The 20,077-nt window shown below is 58.4% G+C and carries 21 protein-coding genes; 3 read left to right on the top strand and 18 right to left on the bottom strand.

Translation table 11 applies throughout. From position 1 onward, the window contains the following. Positions 1 to 135 precede the first annotated feature (135 nt). Complete coding sequence (gene pssA / locus ACTH3D_RS05405) at positions 136 to 939, bottom strand: CDP-diacylglycerol--serine O-phosphatidyltransferase (protein WP_441666066.1); 804 nt, start codon at positions 937 to 939, stop codon at positions 136 to 138. A gap of 242 nt (positions 940 to 1,181) precedes the next feature. Next, positions 1,182 to 2,198, bottom strand: coding sequence for a ketol-acid reductoisomerase (gene ilvC / locus ACTH3D_RS05410; RefSeq protein WP_441666043.1), 1,017 nt, complete (start codon positions 2,196 to 2,198; stop codon positions 1,182 to 1,184). 156 nt (positions 2,199 to 2,354) lie between these two features. Between ilvC and ilvY the strand changes: the two genes are divergently transcribed. Further along, positions 2,355 to 3,245 (top strand): HTH-type transcriptional activator IlvY, encoded by an 891-nt coding sequence (ilvY, locus tag ACTH3D_RS05415; RefSeq protein WP_441666044.1) that lies wholly within the window; start codon positions 2,355 to 2,357, stop codon positions 3,243 to 3,245. An 84-nt stretch (positions 3,246 to 3,329) separates the two neighbouring features. On the opposite strand, the gene ilvN is transcribed toward ilvY, so the two are convergent. From ilvN to rluD, 5 genes are all read right to left on the bottom strand, one after another. Continuing rightward, positions 3,330 to 3,821, bottom strand: a complete 492-nt coding sequence (gene ilvN, locus ACTH3D_RS05420; RefSeq protein ID WP_441666045.1) for an acetolactate synthase small subunit — start codon at positions 3,819 to 3,821, stop codon at positions 3,330 to 3,332. Further along, complete coding sequence (locus ACTH3D_RS05425; protein ID WP_441666046.1) at positions 3,821 to 5,545, bottom strand: acetolactate synthase 3 large subunit; 1,725 nt, start codon at positions 5,543 to 5,545, stop codon at positions 3,821 to 3,823. The genes ilvN and ACTH3D_RS05425 overlap by 1 nt, the downstream gene beginning before the upstream one ends. Positions 5,546 to 6,014: 469 nt before the next feature. After that, complete coding sequence (gene clpB, locus ACTH3D_RS05430; protein WP_441666047.1) at positions 6,015 to 8,597, bottom strand: ATP-dependent chaperone ClpB; 2,583 nt, start codon at positions 8,595 to 8,597, stop codon at positions 6,015 to 6,017. A gap of 138 nt (positions 8,598 to 8,735) precedes the next feature. Further along, positions 8,736 to 9,491, bottom strand: coding sequence for a peptidoglycan editing factor PgeF (gene pgeF, locus ACTH3D_RS05435; RefSeq protein WP_441666048.1), 756 nt, complete (start codon positions 9,489 to 9,491; stop codon positions 8,736 to 8,738). Then, a complete protein-coding gene (gene rluD / locus ACTH3D_RS05440; protein WP_441666049.1) occupies positions 9,488 to 10,447 on the bottom strand; it encodes a 23S rRNA pseudouridine(1911/1915/1917) synthase RluD in 960 nt (319 codons plus the stop codon). The genes pgeF and rluD overlap by 4 nt, the downstream gene beginning before the upstream one ends. 163 nt (positions 10,448 to 10,610) lie before the next feature. Here rluD and ACTH3D_RS05445 point away from each other — a divergent pair, with 163 nt between their 5' ends. Further along, the gene (locus ACTH3D_RS05445; protein WP_441666050.1) at positions 10,611 to 11,435 is read left to right on the top strand and encodes an outer membrane protein assembly factor BamD; all 825 of its coding nucleotides are present in this window, start codon (positions 10,611 to 10,613) and stop codon (positions 11,433 to 11,435) included. Positions 11,436 to 11,541: 106 nt separating this feature from the next. Here ACTH3D_RS05445 and ACTH3D_RS05450 read toward each other — a convergent pair whose 3' ends face one another. Continuing rightward, positions 11,542 to 13,173 (bottom strand): NAD+ synthase, encoded by a 1,632-nt coding sequence (locus ACTH3D_RS05450; RefSeq protein ID WP_441666051.1) that lies wholly within the window; start codon positions 13,171 to 13,173, stop codon positions 11,542 to 11,544. A 98-nt stretch (positions 13,174 to 13,271) separates the two neighbouring features. On the opposite strand from ACTH3D_RS05450, the gene ACTH3D_RS05455 reads away from it, so the two are divergent. Then, entirely contained in the window at positions 13,272 to 13,523 is a 252-nt protein-coding gene (locus tag ACTH3D_RS05455; RefSeq protein WP_441666052.1) for a PP0621 family protein, read from the top strand. Positions 13,524 to 13,533: 10 nt separating this feature from the next. On the opposite strand, the gene ACTH3D_RS05460 is transcribed toward ACTH3D_RS05455, so the two are convergent. The 10 genes from ACTH3D_RS05460 to lspA form a co-directional block, all read right to left on the bottom strand. Beyond that, positions 13,534 to 13,986 (bottom strand): type IV pilin protein, encoded by a 453-nt coding sequence (locus ACTH3D_RS05460; protein WP_441666053.1) that lies wholly within the window; start codon positions 13,984 to 13,986, stop codon positions 13,534 to 13,536. Positions 13,987 to 14,051: 65 nt separating this feature from the next. Next, positions 14,052 to 14,657 (bottom strand): hypothetical protein, encoded by a 606-nt coding sequence (locus ACTH3D_RS05465; RefSeq protein WP_441666054.1) that lies wholly within the window; start codon positions 14,655 to 14,657, stop codon positions 14,052 to 14,054. A gap of 26 nt (positions 14,658 to 14,683) precedes the next feature. Beyond that, on the bottom strand, positions 14,684 to 15,223 hold the full coding sequence (locus ACTH3D_RS05470) for a PilC/PilY family type IV pilus protein (protein ID WP_441666055.1): 540 nt from the start codon (positions 15,221 to 15,223) through the stop codon (positions 14,684 to 14,686). A 98-nt stretch (positions 15,224 to 15,321) separates the two neighbouring features. Further along, positions 15,322 to 15,864: a pilus assembly PilX family protein gene (locus tag ACTH3D_RS05475; RefSeq protein WP_441666056.1), complete on the bottom strand. Its 543-nt coding sequence runs from the start codon at positions 15,862 to 15,864 to the stop codon at positions 15,322 to 15,324. 11 nt (positions 15,865 to 15,875) lie between these two features. Beyond that, the gene (locus ACTH3D_RS05480) at positions 15,876 to 16,853 is read right to left on the bottom strand and encodes a prepilin-type N-terminal cleavage/methylation domain-containing protein (RefSeq protein ID WP_441666057.1); all 978 of its coding nucleotides are present in this window, start codon (positions 16,851 to 16,853) and stop codon (positions 15,876 to 15,878) included. Between the two features lie 13 nt (positions 16,854 to 16,866). Then, positions 16,867 to 17,319 carry a type IV pilus modification protein PilV gene (pilV, locus tag ACTH3D_RS05485; protein ID WP_441666058.1) on the bottom strand — a complete coding sequence of 151 codons (453 nt, stop codon included), beginning with the start codon at positions 17,317 to 17,319 and terminating at the stop codon, positions 16,867 to 16,869. Beyond that, the gene (locus ACTH3D_RS05490; protein WP_441666059.1) at positions 17,316 to 17,822 is read right to left on the bottom strand and encodes a GspH/FimT family pseudopilin; all 507 of its coding nucleotides are present in this window, start codon (positions 17,820 to 17,822) and stop codon (positions 17,316 to 17,318) included. The genes pilV and ACTH3D_RS05490 overlap by 4 nt, the downstream gene beginning before the upstream one ends. A 75-nt stretch (positions 17,823 to 17,897) precedes the next feature. Further along, positions 17,898 to 18,869, bottom strand: a complete 972-nt coding sequence (ispH, locus tag ACTH3D_RS05495; protein WP_441666060.1) for a 4-hydroxy-3-methylbut-2-enyl diphosphate reductase — start codon at positions 18,867 to 18,869, stop codon at positions 17,898 to 17,900. 93 nt (positions 18,870 to 18,962) lie between these two features. Then, positions 18,963 to 19,424: an FKBP-type peptidyl-prolyl cis-trans isomerase gene (gene fkpB / locus ACTH3D_RS05500; protein ID WP_441666061.1), complete on the bottom strand. Its 462-nt coding sequence runs from the start codon at positions 19,422 to 19,424 to the stop codon at positions 18,963 to 18,965. A gap of 69 nt (positions 19,425 to 19,493) precedes the next feature. Beyond that, positions 19,494 to 20,048 (bottom strand): signal peptidase II, encoded by a 555-nt coding sequence (lspA, locus tag ACTH3D_RS05505; protein WP_441666067.1) that lies wholly within the window; start codon positions 20,046 to 20,048, stop codon positions 19,494 to 19,496. Positions 20,049 to 20,077: the final 29 nt, after the last annotated feature.

The raw sequence follows: 20,077 nt of genomic DNA on the forward strand, positions 1-20,077 counted from the left end.
TTTATGACATCACTGAGAGGAGTGCAAGCCCTTTGTAAAAAATCGTTATCAAAGCACTAACTGACGCCACCCCATAGAAACACAAACGCCCGCGCAGGGCGGGCGCCAGAAAAACCAGGTGCAAAACAGCGGCTACTATTTTTCCTCGGTGCGCGACTTCTCTGCGTAAGACCCTGACTTTCGCATCTTGTTCATGATGGCCATCACCGGCCCGGAGGCAACATAAGCACCAAAGAACAACAAGAGCATAACTGACGGCTCTATCGAAATGACCACGAAGCCCAAAACGATAGCCAACAGCACAGTAAAAGGCACCGGGCCTTTGAGGTCCAATTCCTTGAAACTGTAGTAGCGGATGTTGCTGACCATCAGCAGACCCGCAGCTCCGACGACAAACAACATCATCAGCTTGAAACCAAAAGCGGTGGCATCAAGATTATGGAAGGTCCACACACAAGCGGCGACAACGGCAGCCGCAGACGGGCTGGGCAGACCAATGAACCATTTTTTGTCCACGCTACCAATCTGCACGTTAAAGCGCGCCAGGCGCAGCGCGCCACATGCGACATACATGAAAGCGACAACCCAGCCGATCTTGCCTACGTCTTGCAGAATCCAGGTAAAAGCAACAATGCCGGGCGCCACACCAAACGACAGCATGTCCGACAGGCTGTCATATTCCGCACCGAAGGCGCTCTGGGTATTGGTCATCCTGGCCACCCGGCCATCGAGGCCGTCCAGCACCATGGCGACAAAAATTGCTATGGACGCACTGGCATAGTCACCATTAATGGCGGCAACAACGGCAAAGAAGCCCGAAAAAAGCGCCGATGTAGTGAACAGGTTTGGGAGCAAATAGATCCCCCTGCGCCGCACCGGCTTACCATCTTCGATCGCATCCTCAACCACTTCAGACTCCCGCAGAAAGGTGCTGGCCATATCCTCGCCCTGCGGTTCATCGTATTTATCCCGGCCATCCTGAGGCGCCTGATTCGTATCCTGGGTCATCGTTCAGATCCACATCTGTATTAACATGACCCCATTCTACACACCTGCACACAAATCACTCAGCACCTGCCACAGCTGACGCCAAGTAAAAACCAGAAAAAAGGGCACGGTCAGACCGTACCCTCTTGATCCTATATCCACCTGGCTATGTTTCAGCCAAGCTTATGTGCGAATCAGTTCTTGGTTTTATCAACCAGCTGGTTGGCAGTGATCCACGGCATCATTCCACGCAGCTGGGCACCGACCTGCTCGATCTGGTGCTCTGCATTCAGACGGCGACGCGCAGTCATTGAGGGGTAGTTGGTATTACCTTCATTGATGAACATCTTAGCGTACTCACCTGTCTGGATACGCTTGAGCGCATTGCGCATGGCTTCGCGAGACTGCTCGTTGATGACCTCGGTGCCGGTCACGTACTCGCCATACTCCGCGTTGTTGGAGATGGAGTAGTTCATGTTTGCAATGCCGCCCTCGTACATCAGGTCAACGATCAGCTTGAGCTCATGGAGGCACTCAAAGTAAGCCATTTCCGGTGCATAACCTGCCTCGGTCAGCGTCTCAAAGCCGGCCTTGACCAACTCGACAGCGCCGCCACACAGCACCGCCTGCTCGCCGAACAGATCCGTTTCGGTCTCGTCCTTGAAGGTGGTTTCGATGATGCCGCTACGTCCGCCGCCAATGGCTGCAGCATAGGACAGCGCCAGTTCCTTGGCTTTGCCGGAAGCATCCTGGTGGATGGCGATCAGATCAGGAATACCGCCGCCCTTGACGAACTCTGAACGCACAGTATGGCCCGGCGCCTTGGGAGCGATCATGATCACATCCAGATCAGCGCGTGGCTCGACCTGATTGTAGTGGATGTTGAAACCGTGAGCGAAAGCCAGGGTCGCGCCCTTGGCCAGATTCGGCTCGACTTGCTGCTCGTAGATCGCTTTCTGATTCTCGTCCGGTGCCAGAATCATCACCACGTCGGCGTTCTTGCACGCCTCTTCGACACTGGCAACCTTCAGGCCAGCAGCTTCAGCCTTGGCGGCGGAAGAAGAACCGCTGCGCAGAGCAACAGTCACGTCAACACCAGACTCTTTGAGGTTGTTCGCATGGGCGTGGCCCTGGGAACCATAGCCAACGATCACCACCTTCTTGTCCTGGATAAGCGCGAGGTCACAATCTTTGTCGTAATAAACGTGCATCTGTCAGCTCCTGAAAGGAAAAATGAAGCAAAGCCGGAAATAACCCAGCCTGTCTTGACCAGCAGCTCTGGTCGATGGACTTACTTTACGCTAGGTATTTTGTTGCGTAAAACGCTATATTTGCAACGACATGTCCCGAATAGTGAAATGAAACCCATGGACCTCAGGCCACTTAACTACTTTCTGGTGCTTGCTGACACCTTGCATTTTGGCCGCGCCAGCGAAGCCTGCCATATCAGCCCTTCGACACTTTCGCGCTCTATCCAACAACTTGAGGAAAGCGTTGGTGTGCGGTTATTCGAGCGCGACAACCGCCAGGTGTCGCTGACCCGACAAGGACATGACTTTCAGCGCTGGGCCCGCGACACCTTGGAGCAGTGGGAGCAACTCCGCCAGTCGTTGATGAGCGAGGCACGCACCCTGACCGGTGAGATCAGCATCTATTGCTCGGTGACTGCCAGCTACAGCTTCCTCTATGATTTGCTCAGCGGCTTTCGGCGCCGCTATCCCGGTATCGAGCTCAAACTGCATACCGGTGATCCGGCGCGCTCGGTCTCCCGGGTGCTGAATGGCAACGAAGACATGGCGATCACCTCACGCCCCCACCGACTGCCCGAAGGGCTGGCCTTCAAGTCGCTGACGCGCTCTCCGCTGGTATTCATCGCCCCCCATGAAGCGCAGAAGTGGGTTCCCGCTGACCCAAGCACACCGCATGCCGACCAGTGGCGCAGGGTACCCATGGTGCTGTCAGAGTCTGGGCTGTCGCGTCAGGTCAGCGACACCTGGTTTCGCGCTCTTGGCATCACGCCGCACATCTATGCCCAGGTAGCTGGTCACGAAGCCATCGTCAGCATGGTCGGACTAGGGTTTGGTGTCGGCGTGGTGCCACGAATCGTACTGGATGCCAGCCCACTATCCGAACGCGTGCGCGTGCTGCCGGTAAAACCTGAGCTGCCGCACTACGATGTCGGCCTAACAGTACTTAAACGGCGCCTGAAAAGCCCACTGATTGATGCACTCTGGGCAGAGGTGGAAGAGCGCGGCTAAAAAGCGCCGCAAACTCACGACAAGCACACCAAAAAAAGCCGCCCCGAAGGACGGCTCGATGTGCTTCCACCATGGAGTGTTGGCTCAGAGAGACAGTATCTTGTCGCTGCGGGCAATACCCGAAACACCGGTGCGTGCGACTTCAAGAATACCCACTGGCGCAATCGCCTGCAGAAAGGCGTCCAACTTGCCGGTATCGCCTGTAATCTGCACGGTATAGATGCTTGGCGTGATATCGACGATCTGGGCTCGGAAGATGTCCGCGGTGCGCTTGATCTCATCGCGGGCCACGCCCAAGGCTTTCACCTTTACCAGCATCAGCTCGCGCTCGATGTGGTCACCTTCGGTGAGATCCACCAACTTGACCACATCAATCAGCTTGTTGAGGTGCTTGGTGATCTGCTCAATAACCCGGTCATCACCCACTGTGGTTACGGTCAGCCGCGAAAGCGACTCATCTTCCGTTGGCGCCACGTTCAGCGACTCGATATTGAAGTTACGCTGAGAAAACAGCCCCACCACACGGGACAGGGCACCCGGTTCGTTTTCCATAAGAATCGAGATGATATGGCGCATCAGGTTCTCTCCGTCTTGGACAGCAGCATGTCACGCATGGAGCCAAGCGGCACCTGCATCGGGTAGACGTGCTCGTGCGGGTCAACCGCGACGTCGAGAAAGACCAGCTCATGCTTGTCGGCAAAGGTGCGCTGCATCGCTTCCTCGAGCTCTTCTCGGGTGGTGACCCTAATGGAAGTAAAACCATAGGCTCCGATCAGCATGTTGAAGTCCGGCAGCGACTCCATATAGGAGTGCGCATGACGCGACTTGTAGTTGAGATCCTGCCACTGACGCACCATGCCCAGAGAACCGTTGTTGAGATTGATGATCTTTACGCCAATTCCGTACTGTTTGCAGGTAGAAAGCTCCTGCATCATCATCTGGAAGCTGCCTTCACCGGTAAAACACACCACGTTGTCATCCGGGAAGCTCTTCTTGATGCCCATGGCGGCAGGGAAGCCAAAGCCCATGGTGCCAAGTCCGCCTGAGGTGATAAAACGGTTGGGCTTGTCGAACTTGTAATACTGCGCAGCAAACATCTGGTGCTGACCAACGTCGGTGGTAACGAACGCCTCACCATGAGTCGCCCGGCACACCGCCTCGACAACTTCTTGAGGCTTGAGTGGCTCGCCAGGCGCCGACAGCTCGTAGAGCTTGCCCTCGCGCTCGTGGCGCCAGCCATCAATGGTCTTCCACCACTCGACCAACTCGTTTGGATTGGCAATTTCCTTGCCCTGCAGCAGGCTGATCATCTCGTTGATGACACTCTTGGCCGGCCCGACGATAGGCACATCCGGCCGCACCGTCTTAGCCACCGAGCTCGGGTCGATATCAACGTGAATGATCTTGGCCGTGGGGCAGAACTTTGACGTGTTGTTGGTCACCCGGTCATCAAAGCGTGCGCCGATGGCGATTACCAGATCCGCATGATGCATGGCCATGTTGGACTCATAGGAGCCATGCATGCCCAGCCATCCCAGACACTGCTTGTCGCTCTGGGGATAGGCGCCAATTCCCATCAGGGTCGTGGTAATCGGAAAGCCCAAGCGCTGCACCAGGTCGGTCAGCCCTTCGCTGGCCTCGCCCAGGATGACACCACCGCCGGTATAGAATACCGGCCGACGTGCCTTCAGCATCAGCTCAACGGCTTTCTTGATCTGGCCGGTGTGGCCGCGGCTCACAGGACTGTAAGAACGCAGCTTGACCTTGGTTGGGTAGACATACTCATAGCGCTCGGTGGGCGTGGTCATATCCTTGGGGATATCCACCACCACGGGGCCTGGCCTTCCGCTTGAAGCAAGATAGAAGGCTTTCTTGAGCACCTCGGGTATTTCACTGGGGTGCTGGATCGAAAAGCTGTGTTTTACGATCGGGCGGGTCACGCCGATGATGTCGGTTTCCTGGAAGGCGTCATCACCAATCAGGTGGCTCATCACCTGGCCACACAGCACTACCATGGGAATCGAGTCCATGTAGGCAGTCGCGATACCGGTGACCGCATTGGTCGCACCGGGGCCGGAGGTGACCATCACCACACCGGGCTTGCCCGTGGCACGCGCAAAGCCATCAGCGGCATGAGTAGCCGCCTGCTCATGGCGAACCAGGATGTGTTTGACATCTTCCTGGCGAAACAGGGCGTCATAGATATGCAGCGCCGCGCCGCCGGGATAACCATAAATATATTCAACGCCTTCATCCTTGAGGAATCGGGCGATCATGTCTGCGCCGGAAAGCAGTTCCACTGGTGTTTCTCCCCTGGAGGTCTCGAGTGCGATCCGTATTCCCGTCCGGAACACGGAGTCGAGTGCGACAACATGCCGCTGCCGGTTACACCGGCACCTGATGCCAAACCCTGGCGTTAATAGACCCAGGTAGGGTCTGCACTCTCATCACGGCAGATCACCGCGTCGGGGCGTTGGCCAGACTGGGCGGTTGGCCCTGGCCTGGAGTCCTACGGCAGGTAAAGGTATGCAGCCTACCTATCGCGCGACAATAAGGGGGTCACCCTTTGGCGTCGCACCCGTTAATCAGGATGTGTATAGAGTCCAATAGTGGCCGATAAGAGTCAACCGCCGGCCTGCCCGAATGCCGGCCTGGTGGAGTCTGCCAGAACAGCAAAACAGCGACACCCCGACTGACAACGCCATTTTGCGTGCCAGACGGGGTGTCGCTTGACAGGTTGTCGCAACCCCCTCACGGGAGCTCACGTCATCAGTGGCGGAATACCAGCTGCTCTTCCTTGGCATCGACATGAATCACATCGCCAGCGCTGAAGTGCCCTGCCAGAAGGTCCTGGGCCAGCGGGTTCTCGATGCGGTTCTGTATCGCCCGCTTGAGCGGCCTGGCACCATACACCGGATCAAAGCCCGCCACCGCCAGCAGCTGCATGGCAGCCTGTGAGACTTCAAGCCCCAGGTCATGCTCGGCCAGGCGGGCCCTCAGACGGTCAAGCTGAATGCTGGCAATCGATTGGATCTGTTGCTGATCAAGGGCGTGGAACACCACTACCTCGTCAATGCGGTTGATTAGCTCCGGCCGGAAATGGCTGCCGACGATTTCCATCACCATGGATTTCATCTGCGCGTAGCTGTCCTCATCACCACCCATGCTCTGGATTACCTCAGAGCCGAGGTTAGAGGTCATCACGATCACCGTGTTGCGGAAATCCACGGTGCGTCCCTGGCCATCAGTCAGCCGACCATCCTCCAGCACCTGCAGCAGGATGTTGAACACATCCGGGTGCGCTTTCTCTACCTCATCAAGCAGCAGCACCGAATAGGGCTTGCGACGCACGGCTTCTGTCAGGTAGCCGCCCTCTTCATAGCCGACATAGCCGGGAGGTGCGCCGATCAGCCGCGCCACGGAATGCTTCTCCATGAACTCGGACATATCGATACGCACCATGGCTTCTTCAGTATCGAACAGGAAGCTTGCCAGGGCTTTACACAGCTCGGTCTTGCCGACACCGGTCGGACCAAGAAACAAGAAAGAACCGTTGGGCCGGTTAGGATCAGCCAGTCCTGCCCGCGAACGACGCACGGCGTTGGACACGGCGCTGACTGCTTCGGCCTGCCCTATAACCTGCTGATGTAGCGCTTCTTCCATGCGCAGCAGCTTGTCGCGCTCACCTTCGAGCATCTTGGATACCGGGATGCCGGTCCAGCGCGACACCACTTCGGCAATCTCTTCCTCGGTGACGTTGGAGCGCAGCAGCTGATGCTTGGAGGTATCGGCCTCACCGTCGCCAGCCTCAGCAATCTTGCGCTCAAGCTCAGGAATCACGCCATACTGCAACTCGGACATCCGCGCCAGATCGCTCTGGCGGCGGGCCTGTTCGAGATCGATACGCGCCTTGTCGAGCTCATCCTTGAACTGGGCAGAGCCCTGAATGCTGGCTTTCTCGGCCTTCCAGATTTCTTCGAGGTCGGCGTACTCGCGCTCAAGCTCACCAATCTGCTCTTCGAGCTGTTCCAGGTGCTTCTTCGAGGCCTCATCGGTCTCTTTCTTGAGGTGCTCACGCTCCATCTTCAGCTGGATCAGCCGACGATCGAGGCGATCCATTTCTTCAGGTTTGGAGTCCAGCTCCATGCGGATCCGTGAAGACGCCTCATCGATCAGGTCAATGGCTTTGTCAGGCAGCTGGCGATCGGTGATGTAGCGTGTCGACAATTTGGCCGCGGCGATAATGGCACCGTCGGTGATATCGACACCGTGGTGGACCTCGTAGCGCTCCTTGAGGCCGCGTAGAATCGCCACGGTATCTTCTTCGGACGGCTCATCCACCAGCACGCGTTGGAAGCGACGTTCCAGAGCGGCATCTTTCTCAATGTACTGGCGGTACTCGTCGAGGGTAGTCGCGCCCACACAGTGCAGCTCACCGCGAGCCAGCGCCGGCTTGAGCATGTTGCCCGCATCCATGGCACCTTCAGCCTTGCCCGCGCCGACCATGGTATGCAGCTCGTCAATAAACAGAATCACCCGACCCTCTTCCTGGGCCAGCTCCTTGAGCACCGACTTGAGACGCTCTTCAAACTCACCGCGGAATTTGGCACCGGCCAGCAGTGAACCCATATCCAGCGACAGCACCCGCTTATTTTTGAGCCCTTCCGGCACTTCACCGTCAACAATACGCTGGGCCAGCCCCTCGGCAATGGCAGTCTTACCCACGCCGGGGGCGCCAATCAGTACCGGGTTGTTTTTGGTACGGCGCTGCAACACCTGAATGGTGCGACGAATCTCGTCATCACGACCAATCACCGGATCCAGTTTGCCTTCAGCGGCGCGCTCGGTGAGATCCAGGGTATATTTTTCCAGCGCCTCGCGGCTTTCTTCGGCGTTGGGGTCATCGACACGCTCACCGCCGCGCACACTGTCGATAGCCGCTTCAAGCGACTTGCGCGACACGCCGGACTGCTCCAGTAACTTGGACACCGCGTGGCGCATTTCCAGCGCAGCTAGCAGCACCAGCTCAGTGGCGATATATTGATCGCCGCGCTTCTGGGCTTCACGGTCGGTGAGATTGAACAACTTGATCAGATCGCGCGAAGGCTGCACATCGCCGTCGAACTGGGCCACCTTGGGCAGTTCGTTCACATGCACGGTGAGCAGGTCTCGCAGGCGCGCAGCATCACCACCCGCTCGCTGTATCAGTGCCTTGACGCCCGTATCGTTGGCATCCAACAGCGCAAGCAGCAGATGGCCCGGCTCCAGCTGGTTATGGCCATGGCCCACGGCCATGGACTGGGCGTCGGCCAGAGCGGCTTGCAACTTGGCAGTAAACTTATCAAAACGCATGAACTCGTCCTCCATCGGGGTGACGGCGCACTCAGACGCACCGTTTGCCCTGTCATCAGGTATTGACACAGTTAATGGAGTCTGGGTTAAGGGTTTTCAAGGTGTGAAATAATGAAAACTACAAGAGTCACTGCTCAATTAGCGTAACCAGATCATGCTGGCCATACGGCCGGTCGCACCGCCATCGCGGCGATAGGAATAGAAACGCGATTCGCTGGCGGTACAGAAATGCCCGCCGCTGACGTGGGACACACCTAGGCGCTCCAGACGCAGACGCGCCAACCGGTAGAGATCAGCCATATAGTGGCCCAGCCGATAAGGGCTTGGGTCAAAGGCCTCGGCGGCCTCTGCGTGAACCGCGACGAACGCCTGATACACCTCAGGGCCCACCTCGAACTGAGCTTTGGAAATTGCCGGTCCCAGCCAGACCATCAGCGACGCTGCCGGCACGTTCATAGCTGCCACCGTAGCTTCCAGCACGCCGCCGGCCAGCCCTCGCCAACCCGCATGCGCCACACCTACCCGGGTGCCCTGCCGGTCACAGAAAAATACCGGCAGACAGTCAGCGGTCATCACCACACAGGCATAGCGGCTATCAGCGGCCACGGAAGCATCCGCCTCCGGTGTGTCCCGCTGAGCACACTGCTGAACCCAAGCACCATGCACCTGGTCAAGCCATAACAAAGGCCGTTCATCACCGACCTCTTTACTCAGCAAACGTCGACACAGTGCCACATGATCTGGGTTATCACCCACATGCAGCGCAGGGTTGAATGCAGCAAAGTCTTGTTGGCTTGGCCCGGTCTCGCGGGTCGTCACTAGCGCCTGCACATTGGCGGGTGCCGGCCAGTCAGGGCGAATCAGCGTGGGGCGAAGATCCGGCGTATCGCTCATCGCATGGTCTCTGAGTCATCACGTAGAAAGTCAAGCAGCATCAGCAACTCATCCGGCAGCGGCGAGCGCACTTTGACCGTTTCACCGCTGGCTGGGTGAATAAATGCCAACTGCCGGGCATGCAGCGCCTGACGTGGGAACTCACGCAGCACTTCCTTGAGCGGCTCACCCACACCGCGGGGCAGTTTAAGCCGACCGCCGTAGGTGGCATCACCAATCAATGGGTAGTTCAGGTGCGAGAGGTGCACACGGATCTGGTGGGTACGCCCGGTTTCCAGACGACAGCGCACATGGGTATGCGCACGGAAACGCTCAACAACCCGATAGTGCGTGACTGCGGGCTTGCCAGACGCATTAACCGCCTGGCGCTTGCGATCGCGGGGGTGACGACCGATGGGCGCATCCACCGTTCCACCTGACGTCATGACACCGACCACCACGGCATCGTAGATGCGCGACACGCTGTGTGCCTGCAGCTGCTCAACCAGCGAGGTCTGAGCAGCAAGCGTCTTGGCCACCACCATCAGCCCGCTGGTGTCCTTGTCGAGACGATGCACGATACCGGCCCGCGGAACTGTCGCCAGAGATGGGCAATAATGCAACAGCCCATTGAGCAGAGTACCATCAGGATTGCCGGCCCCGGGGTGCACCACCAGCCCCGGCGGCTTGTCGATGACTAGCACCTCATCGTCCTCATAGACCACTGCCAGCGCAATATCCTCCGGCTCAAAGCGGGTGTCATCCGTCAGGGTGGCGCTGAGTGCCAGCACCTCACCACCGTAGACCTTATCCTTGGGCTTGGCGGCGCGACCATCAAGGGTCAGATCGGCGTCCTTGATCCAAGCCTTGAGCCGCTCTCGGGAATAGTCAGAAAATAGCTCGGCGGCAGCCTGGTCGAGGCGCCAGCCGGCCATGTGTTCGGGTATACGCTGCTGCGCTTCAACGGTCTGGGGCATGGGGCGACAAATGATCCGTCTTGGGAAGATAATCAACGCAAAACACGCTCTGCCCGAAAAGCCGGGACAGGATGACTGCGTTTTTCCTCGAGGTGTTTTATAGTGTGCGAGTTCTGGCCGATTCTATCACGGCCACCCAGGGTTGTTTGAAACGAGGATTATAATGCGCGCAAACACAACCGGGACACGTCTGGCCGCCATGCTCATGGCAACAACCCTGTTGGCCGGCTGCTCCATGCTATCAAGCTCAGACAAAGAAAAAGAGGATGAAGCGCCAGACCTTCAGGAGCAACAGCTCTATGAACAGGGTCGTACCGCACTAGAAGACGGAAGCTACACCACAGCGCTCAACCGCCTAGAAGCGATCGATACCCGCTTCCCGTTCGGTGAAACAGCCCAGCAGGCACAACTGGAGCTAATTTACGTCTACTTCAAGAACGGTGACTGGGAAGAGACACGGGCCGCTGCCAGCCGCTTCATCCGTCTGCACCCGGATCATCCCCAGGTCGACTACGCCTACTACCTACGCGGACTGGCTGCCTGGCAAGCCGGCCGTTTCAGCCTTGAGCGCCTGCGCGTGATCGATATCGCCAAGCGCGACCCGGGCGCGACCCGCGATGCCTACGGCGACTTTCGCGAGCTGATTCAGCGCTTCCCCAACAGCCAGTATGCACCGGATGCTCGTCAGCGCATCATCTACCTGCGCAACCTGTTGGCGCAACATGAGCTGGAAGTGGCTGACTTCTATCTGCGTAAGGGCGCTTACCTGGCAGCCGTCAAACGTGGCCAGTGGGTGATCGAAAACTACCCTCAGGCAGACAGCACCCGTGACGCCCTGGCAGTGATGGTCGAGGGCTACATGGGGCTGGGAATGGATGAGCGCGCCCGCGAAACACTGGCTGTGCTCATCCAGAACGATCCCAGCAACGACAGGCTCAAAGGGCGGACTTTCAACCCGCGTCATGTCAAGGGCAAGCTCAGCAGCTAACGTTTCAAGGCATACCTGCCGTAAAAGGCGCCATTCCTGGACACAGGAGCGGCGCCTTTTAGTTTATTACATAAATGATTGACCAGATGGTAAGGCCCGGCAGCGCTTATTCACCGGGCTGCCAGCCATTGACGATGGGATAGCGACGGTCGCGCCCAAAACCGCGCCGGGTCACCCGCACACCAACCGCTGCCTGGCGGCGCTTGTATTCGCTGCGATCGACCAACGTCACCACGCGATAAACATCCTCACGCGCAAAACCTGCCTCGATAATCGCCTCAGCGCTCATATCACCCTCGATATAGCGCAACAAAATGGCATCCAGCACGTCATACTCGGGCAGCGAATCGGAGTCCTGCTGCTCGGGGGCGAGCTCGGCACTGGGCGGCCTTTCGATGACCCGCTCAGGAATCGCCGGGGACTCCCCGTTGCGCCAGCGCGCCAACCGATACACCCACGTCTTGTAGACGTCCTTGATGGCGTTATAACCGCCCACCATGTCGCCGTAGAGCGTGGAATAACCAACAGCCAGCTCGCTCTTGTTGCCGGTAGTCAGCACCATCAGGCCTTTCTTGTTGGAAATCGCCATCAGCAGGACGCCACGACAGCGCGACTGCAGGTTTTCTTCGGTGGTGTCGCGCTCGCTGCCAGCAAAGCTCTCGGCCAAGGTCTCAGTAAACGCCTCTACCATGGGCTCAATGGGCATGACTTCGTAGCTCACACCCAGCAGCGCCGCCTGCTCAGCGGCATCGTCTTTGGAGATATCTGCGGTGTAGGCATAGGGCATCATCACCGCGTGCACCCGTTCTGGTCCAAGTGCATCCACCGCAATGGCCAGCGACAGTGCCGAATCAATACCGCCGGAAAGGCCCAGCACAACGCCTTCAAAGCGGTTTTTGTTGACATAGTCCTGCAGTCCCACCATCAGCGCGCAGTAGAGGTTTTCCTCAGCGCTGACAGCGGGCTCGATCTCGCCGGGCTGGGGCACCCAGCAGCCTTCCTGCTCAATAAATTGCACCGGCATCAACCCCACGCACCAGTGTGGGGCCTGGACACTCAGCTGGCCGTCAGCATCCACGCAGGCCGAGCCGCCATCAAACACCAGCTCATCCTGCCCACCAACCATGTTCACATACACCAGCGGCAGGTTAACCTCGCGAGCAGACTGTTGCAGTCGCTCCAGCCGCTCAGCGGGTTTATCCTGATGAAACGGCGAGGCGTTGAGACTAACCAGTATATCGGCACCCGCCGCCTGCGCCCGTGCCATAGGCTCCTGGAACCACAGGTCCTCACAGATCAAGATGCCCAGCCGTGCGCCCTTGTGCTCGATGACTAACGGCTCGCTGCCAGCAGCAAAATAGCGCTGCTCATCGAAGACTTCGTAATTGGGCAGCACCTGCTTGGCGTACTCTCCCAGCCATTCGCCGTTATACAGCACACCGGCCAGGTTCCATGACTGCCCCTCTCGCCGGCCAGGATAACCAACGATCACCATCACATTGCGGGCCACTTTCTCGGCCATGCGCGCCCGGGCCTCGCGCAGCCGGGTTTCCATGGACGGGCGCAGCAGCAAGTCTTCCGGCGGGTAGCCGGTCAGCACCATCTCGGGTAACACCACAACATCAGCGCCGTGCTCGATACTCGCCTCGCGCACCGTTTCAATCGCTCGCTCGGTATTGCCGGGAATATCACCGACCAGCGAGTCCATTTGTGCCATTACCAGCGTCAGGTCTTGCATGGGCTATGAAATCTCTCGAGAATCTATGATGTGCCCATTGTCCCGCAAGGGCAGCCTGGTAGCAAAGAGGCACCCTATTCTTTCGGGAGTTGTTGAGGATGAACCTGTTGCTGATTCGTTTGTTGATCTTTGCCGTGCTGTTCTTCGCCGGCCTCAAGCTGTACCGCATGTACCTCGAATGGCAGCAGTCCCGCTCGTCGGAACAGCCAGAAAGCCAAGAAAGCGCACCCATGGTGCGCTGCCAGTGGTGCAACGTGCACTGCCCGGAAGAAGATGCGCTTCGCGAGCAGGGTGAGTGGTTCTGCTCGGCAGAGCACCGCGACCGCTATATTGAGGAGCGCAAGCGCTGAATATTGAGCGTTACCAGCACCCCTCCACACTGCCTGTTCCGGTAACCCCTTTCTGCCCCGTATGAGTGAGCGTAAAGCTCGAGCACAGGGTGTCCGCTGTCTGGCCACCTTGTGGTTGGGCCGTCAGCGTATAGGCGACTTCGCTGATGCGGTTGAGCACCACCTGGTAATGATGGGAATCTGCATCATTCCAGCCCAGGCCGTCACCGTCGGCCATCGAACCCCCCAGTGACGGCGCGTAATACCCATGAACCACAATGAAGCGCTCTTGGGCCTGAGCCAAGCGCAGGAGCACCGACACCGCCTCGCCACGTCGCCCGCGCTCCAGGTAGGCCTGATAACCCGGAACAGCCACAGCAACCAGCACTGCCATCACAACCACAACAATCAGTAGCTCGATCAGCGTAAACCCCCGCTGGCGTGTACTCTGCCAGTTTACGTCCTGCACCCTGATGACTTTCATGGCATGCCCTCTCATCCGTGACAGCTTTCCGCCAGTTTTCAAACGGTATTTCTAGCGCGACTCCTTCAGCGCAGCTGGTACCAGCCAACCCGCCCGGTGCTGCCAGTGGCGTCAAGCTGTATCCGCCAGTCGAGCACCTGAGCACTACCATTGGCGCCAGAGACATCCACCTCCAAGCGGTCGCCTTCAAGACGCAGCGACCCAGTCTCTCCGCCGACTTTGACTGCAACAACAGCCTGGCTATCCACCTGGTCAGACGCATCCAGCACCCCGTCCTGGTTATAGTCGAGCACCGGGCCAGCACTGTCGTCATCACCATTACGCCGGCGCGGAGTCAGCCCATCCACAAGACTCAATACATTCACCCAGCTGGCGACTGCCATATCACAGGGCGCATCAGAGGCTGGCAGCAGGCTGGTAAAGATCACCATGTCATTCACGATCAGTGGACGGCTCAACACCCGCTCACCCGGCTCGGGCAGCGGGACATACCAGCCGTACTGACGCGCGCCATTCATTCCGCGGTAGTCCACCTCAACAGTGCCTTTCATGCGACGTGCCTCACCATGCCCGCTCGAAACTCCACTCAAGCGGCTGTAAGAACGCTCAACCAAATCAGCGTGAAAGTGCGCCGCCGTCGCGGTGCCGCTTTCGCCTCCGGTATGCAGCACGCTGTAAAATGCCTGCGTCGACGTATCTATCGCATCATCTGGTGTGCGCAACTGTCCGGTGCCCCAGTAAACATTGATATTGGGGGTGTCTGGCGTATTAGCCAGACGGGGGTTCCTGGCCACTGCCACTCTGGCTGACGATGTGGCGCTGCGCAGCTGTCGCCCGGCTGCAGTGGCTGTGCGCAGGAAGTAAACAGCCGTGTGGCCGTCACCTCAGGCACACCGCTTTCGCTATCCAGAGCAAAGGCCCAGAGGTTGCCGTGCAGGTCCCCGGCATAGGCCCAGTCAGTAACGCCGTCGCTATCAATATCGGCAAGCTCGAGCTCGGCCAGGGCGTTACAGTCGCTGGCGGCAGCGTCACACTGACCGCCATTGTTATGGCCAACACCGGTATCGATGACCACGACATCAGTCGGGTCCTGCAGGTTCTCCAGGAACAACCGGGCGCGACCATCACCGTCCTGCATGCCCTGGCCGGTGCCGAAGACGGCGTAAGTCTCACCATTGGCAAGCTGTGCGATACGTGCCGGGCTGAAGGTGCCATCATCAACTGTACAGCGCGTCAAATCAGACGGCGCTGCCTGAGTTTGTGCAACGCAGAGGGTGAGAAAAGTGAACGCCAGCGCTATCACCTCGCTTCCTGACGGCATAACCCTATGCCTTCTCATGGCGCCTCCAAATGAACCTCGCTCTGGGTGACCGCAAAGGCACCCTTGGTTTCACCCTGCACGGTAAGGCGAAAAGCATGCAGGCGGCGGTCAAGGCCAGCATTGGTGTCATTCAGTGGTGCTGGACCCACCCGGCCCAGATACTCAATGACAAAGCGCCCCTCGTCACCATCCGATGTGCCGGCATAGTCGCTCCAGCTCGACTGATCCAGCGGGTCAAGCCCGCTCGCACTGCCATCGGCCAGGCTGTGCAGGCCGCCGACGCTGCCGTCCCTGAAGTCTGCAAGCATCCAACTACCATCGCCCAGGTTGTTCTCCAAGCGTCGCTCAAGGCGGATCAACAAGCTCTCTGCAGCATGGCTGGCCTCGGCATAATACTGACTGTTCGCACTCATGCGTGTCTGAAGCTGGGCCTCTTGCGCACCAACCACAGCAATCAGCCCAATCAATACCAACATGACCAACACCACCAGCAGCGCCATGCCGCCCTCATTGCGGAGTTCGCGGCAAAGAACGATCGGGCAGGTCGAATCAGACATGGCAGCCTTCCTCAGCGCAGCGACAGGTTACGAGGCGAAAAAGCCAACTGGAACTCGCGCGTCAGGCGGCCATCGTCAGCACCTCCCGGCACCACACCCCGCTGCGAGCGCAAGGTAAAGGCCAGCTCGACCCTGACCACGTCGCGCCAACTGTCAGCTGACAGACTGGCCGGATTCTGACTAAGCGCATCAGGTTGACCGTCACCATCTGTGTCGAGGCTGACTGTTACTGCATAATCTTGGATACCCGACACCAGCTCCACGTACCGAGTCGCCGAGGGCGCATCAGGATTTACTAGAAAAAGTGCCGACTTGCCCGCACCACCCGCCTGATCGCGCAACCTGAGTTCCCAGCGCCTGAGTGGATAGACATAGCTGCTGGCCATGGCCCCCGCATTGCCTCCGTAAATATCGGATAGCGCCGTACCTGTTACCACCCGTACCCCGTCATCGCCTACTTCGGTTGCACCAGCAGAGCCCAGCCTGAACACATCGGCACTATCACAATTGGTCACCAGAGCCACCTTCGCAAGGTTCAGGGCATTAGCAAAATCGGCCCGATGAGCAGCATCGGCAAAGCCGCCAATCACTAGCGCATCGCCCGGAGCTCTCATGGTCTCTGAGAGAGAGACATCTCGACCGGATTTCTCGGCGACCACAAAACCCAGTGCCCAGTACGAATATCCCCGGTAACTGGCCTCTCTGCCCCCAAACGGTGTTGATATATCGAGTGCACCGCCGTGCAGTTCGCTGGCAACCTGCAACTGACGTCCCTGGTTACAGCCCACATACCCCACATTGCGCAGCAGTGGGCCCAGCCGGTGCATGACATAACGCACAGACTCCTGATAGTAGGATGTGACCTGCTGACTGCTCTGCCCATGCCGCGCCTGCAGCAGCAGCTGGACGGCCAGCCCAGTGACCAGCAAGCCCAAGACCAGCGAAACCATCAGCTCGACAAGAGTGGCACCTTGCTGGTTTTTTCTCATGGCTGACCCTGCTTCATGGGCGACGCACCTCAAAAGTGAACGGCTGCAGCACCAGCGCATTGCTGAGGCTGTCCTGCCACTCAATAGTAATCATCACCTGGCCTGCACTGACCTCAACATCGGCATTACCAAGTGGCAGTGCTGAGCGCTCGATGGCCCGCTGCCAGTCGGCCAGATCCTGGGCAGCCAGAGATGCAGGGCTGCAGCCGGTGGTGCAGCCACCGGCCGATGGCGAGTCGACAATTCCTGATACCGCATAATTGCTGATAGCTTTCGGGTTGGCGTGAATGCGCTCACTGAGATCAAACGCCAGCACTTGAGCCATGCTGTGGCCATAGCCCAGGCGCTGGTTTTTTGAGGTTTCAAGCTGCAGCCTGGTGAAACCAAGCAGTGCGGTTGCCAACAACACAATCGCGACAAGGACGTCAACCAGTCCGGCCCCGGTCTGCCCATGTCGCGTATTCATGAGCAGTCTGCCGCTGCCTGCCGAAGTCTTCCGCTGGCTGACAGAATGAGTGACTGCCCGGCGCTGCCCGCACAGAAATGCCAACTGCCATTGCTGCCGCGCGCCTCGCCACGCGAATTGAATACGGCCTTTGCTCGCCCAGCCATTACCTCGTCTGCTTCAAGCGGTTCACTGACACGCAGCACGGCGTCAGCTGAATAGCTGCCTCCACTGAAGATGATCCAGCCCTGCTTCCAGTCCTCTTTGTTACCACAGCCGCTAGTACCAACGGCAGCGGCACATACGCTGACTTGGTGACCGCGGGTTACAGCCTGGCTGCGCGCATAGAGCAACGCCTGCTGCACAGAGCGCAGGCCGGCGCTGACGCGCTGTGTTTCAACAAAGCCTTGCCAGGCAGGCACGCCAACAGCAGCGAGCGTAGCCAGCACACTGATCGTGATCAGCAGCTCAATCAGGGTAAAGCCGGAGGGAGTATGGGAAGCAGGGTAAACGGAGGTGTGCATGGCCGTCGCAGTCTGTCGTGGGGTTACTATCCACTCTAGTGGCTTTGCACCCGGGCAACGGCGGCCATGTGTAAACTATATTGAACCGGACGACTGGTCGCTGGCGATAACGTCTTTGCGCAGTTCAGGCGGCATAGAAAAGGTAATGGTCTCTTCGCGCCCGGCCAGCTCCCTCGGAGGTTTGGCGCCTAGTTCCTGCAGGCGCTCGACGACACCTCTTACCAGCACTTCCGGCGCACTGGCACCGGCTGTCACACCAATCGAGGTCACGCCATCGAGCCAGCTAGCCTGTACCTGTTCGGCGTTATCGATCAAATAGGCCGGGGTACCGACCCGTTCGACCAGTTCACGCAGGCGATTGGAGTTGGAACTGTTGGGGCTGCCGACGACCAACACCAGATCACACTCGTCGGCCAAACCGCGCACCGCGTCCTGACGGTTCTGGGTGGCATAACAGATGTCGTCCTTGCGCGGACCTTCGATGCCGGGAAAGCGCTCACGCAGGGTATCAATCACCCTGGCCGTGTCATCCATGGACAGCGTGGTCTGAGTCACATACGCCAACTTCGAGGTGCCCTCAACCTCTAGCGTCGCGGCATCCTGCTCATTCTCGACCAGATAGATACGACCGCCATGGGAGGTGTCGAATCGTCCCATGGTGCCTTCCACTTCAGGGTGACCGGCATGGCCGATCAACACACAGTCGTAGCCGCGCCGCGCATACCGCAGCACTTCCATATGCACCTTGGTAACCAACGGACAGGTGGCATCAAAAACACGCAGCCCGCGACGTGCTGCCTCATCCTGAACGGCACGCGAGACACCGTGGGCAGAAAATATCACGATGGCATCGTCAGGTACCTCGTGCAGCTCTTCGACAAACACCGCCCCGCGCTCGCGCAGGCTGTCCACCACGAAGCGGTTGTGCACCACTTCATGACGCACATAGATGGGCGGCTCGAACACGTCCAGCGCCCGGTTGACGATCTCGATGGCCCGGTCAACACCGGCACAGAAGCCACGGGGATTGGCCAGTTTGACTTGCATGTTTGCCTCGCCTCGATGCCTTGGCATCATCTATCGAAAGTATGAAAACAGAACACCAGCGTAGTGCTACCAGTCGTGGGGTCAACCATCCGGTCAGTGCGTAGTGGCCGGCTTCACCTCAAGAATCTCAACATCAAAAGTCAAGGTGCGTCCCGCCAACGGGTGATTGAAATCGACCTCGACCTGCTTGTCATCGACGGACTTGATCACGCCCGGCAGTTCGCCGCCGCTGACGTCAGAAAATGACATCACCACGCCTTCTTCAGGCGTCTCATTCTCGAACTGGTCGCGGGACATCAACTGCACATTCTGCGGATTATGTTGGCCAAAGCCATGCTCTGGACTGATCTCAAAGGTATCAGACTGACCAGCACTCATACCCTTGAGATGGTGCTCAAATCCCGGCGGCAGATTGCCATCACCTACCTGAAAAGTGGCCGGCGACTTATCGCGGGTGCTGTCCAGCTCGGTACCGTCTTCGAGCTTCAGGGTGAAATGCAGCGTCACTTCCATGCCATCGCCGATGCGATGGCCAGCTGTCTGGGAATCACTCATACGGGGATCTCCGTCACGATAACAGGCGTACTGAACATTGAGTACAGAATAGCGTATACAACAAAGACGTCAGGCTTGGCCTTTGGCCTGACGCTTGGCGCGAAGGCGTTCGCCGAACAGCGACTCCCAAATCAGGCCGATAGCCCCCAGAGTAATGGCGATATCCGCCACGTTGAATGCTGGGTAATACCAGCCGGCCATATGAAACGACAGAAAATCGACCACATAGCCATGCACCAGTCGATCGTAAAGATTACCCAACGCCCCGCCGATAATTAGCGCCAGCGCCCCGCCCATCAACTTTTCGTCGGCACGCAGACGACTGATCCAAATGGTCAGCCCGATACTGGCCACCGCTGCAATTGCGGAAAACAACCAGCGCTGCCAGCCAGGATGATCGGCAAGAAAGCTGAATGCTGCACCAGTGTTGTGCAGCAGTGTCAGGTTGAAAAACGGCAGCACTTCCTGAGGCTGAGCATAACCCAGCCAGCTTGACGCCATGGCCTTGGTGGCCAAGTCCAGCACCACCACTGCCAGCGACAGCAACAGCCAGCGCAACGGCTGATGCATGGGGGGCTGGGATACAGTGCTTTTGGGGCTACCTGACTGCGCCTTCCCGCTCATGCCAGCAGCCTTCTGACAACCCGCTTCAT

It is taken from the genome of Halomonas sp. (assembly GCF_052095765.1).
Taxonomy (GTDB): Bacteria; Pseudomonadota; Gammaproteobacteria; order Pseudomonadales; family Halomonadaceae; genus Halomonas.

Excerpts from the sequence above, each read along its gene's own strand:
- ACTH3D_RS05480 (WP_441666057.1), bottom strand. The coding sequence starts at position 16,853 with ATGAGAAAAAACCAGCAAGGTGCCACTCTTGTCGAGCTGATGGTTTCG.
- ACTH3D_RS05455 (WP_441666052.1), top strand. The coding sequence starts at position 13,272 with ATGAACCTGTTGCTGATTCGTTTGTTGATCTTTGCCGTGCTGTTCTTC.
- pgeF (WP_441666048.1), bottom strand. The coding sequence starts at position 9,491 with ATGAGCGATACGCCGGATCTTCGCCCCACGCTGATTCGCCCTGACTGG.
- ilvC (WP_441666043.1), bottom strand. The coding sequence starts at position 2,198 with ATGCACGTTTATTACGACAAAGATTGTGACCTCGCGCTTATCCAGGAC.
- lspA (WP_441666067.1), bottom strand. The coding sequence starts at position 20,048 with ATGAGCGGGAAGGCGCAGTCAGGTAGCCCCAAAAGCACTGTATCCCAG.
- pssA (WP_441666066.1), bottom strand. The coding sequence starts at position 939 with ATGGCCAGCACCTTTCTGCGGGAGTCTGAAGTGGTTGAGGATGCGATC.
- ACTH3D_RS05490 (WP_441666059.1), bottom strand. The coding sequence starts at position 17,822 with ATGCACACCTCCGTTTACCCTGCTTCCCATACTCCCTCCGGCTTTACC.
- ilvN (WP_441666045.1), bottom strand. The coding sequence starts at position 3,821 with ATGCGCCATATCATCTCGATTCTTATGGAAAACGAACCGGGTGCCCTG.
- ilvY (WP_441666044.1), top strand. The coding sequence starts at position 2,355 with ATGGACCTCAGGCCACTTAACTACTTTCTGGTGCTTGCTGACACCTTG.
- ispH (WP_441666060.1), bottom strand. The coding sequence starts at position 18,869 with ATGCAAGTCAAACTGGCCAATCCCCGTGGCTTCTGTGCCGGTGTTGAC.
- rluD (WP_441666049.1), bottom strand. The coding sequence starts at position 10,447 with ATGCCCCAGACCGTTGAAGCGCAGCAGCGTATACCCGAACACATGGCC.
- clpB (WP_441666047.1), bottom strand. The coding sequence starts at position 8,597 with ATGCGTTTTGATAAGTTTACTGCCAAGTTGCAAGCCGCTCTGGCCGAC.
- ACTH3D_RS05475 (WP_441666056.1), bottom strand. The coding sequence starts at position 15,864 with ATGTCTGATTCGACCTGCCCGATCGTTCTTTGCCGCGAACTCCGCAAT.
- ACTH3D_RS05450 (WP_441666051.1), bottom strand. The coding sequence starts at position 13,173 with ATGCAAGACCTGACGCTGGTAATGGCACAAATGGACTCGCTGGTCGGT.
- ACTH3D_RS05445 (WP_441666050.1), top strand. The coding sequence starts at position 10,611 with ATGCGCGCAAACACAACCGGGACACGTCTGGCCGCCATGCTCATGGCA.
- fkpB (WP_441666061.1), bottom strand. The coding sequence starts at position 19,424 with ATGAGTGATTCCCAGACAGCTGGCCATCGCATCGGCGATGGCATGGAA.
- ACTH3D_RS05460 (WP_441666053.1), bottom strand. The coding sequence starts at position 13,986 with ATGAAAGTCATCAGGGTGCAGGACGTAAACTGGCAGAGTACACGCCAG.
- pilV (WP_441666058.1), bottom strand. The coding sequence starts at position 17,319 with ATGAATACGCGACATGGGCAGACCGGGGCCGGACTGGTTGACGTCCTT.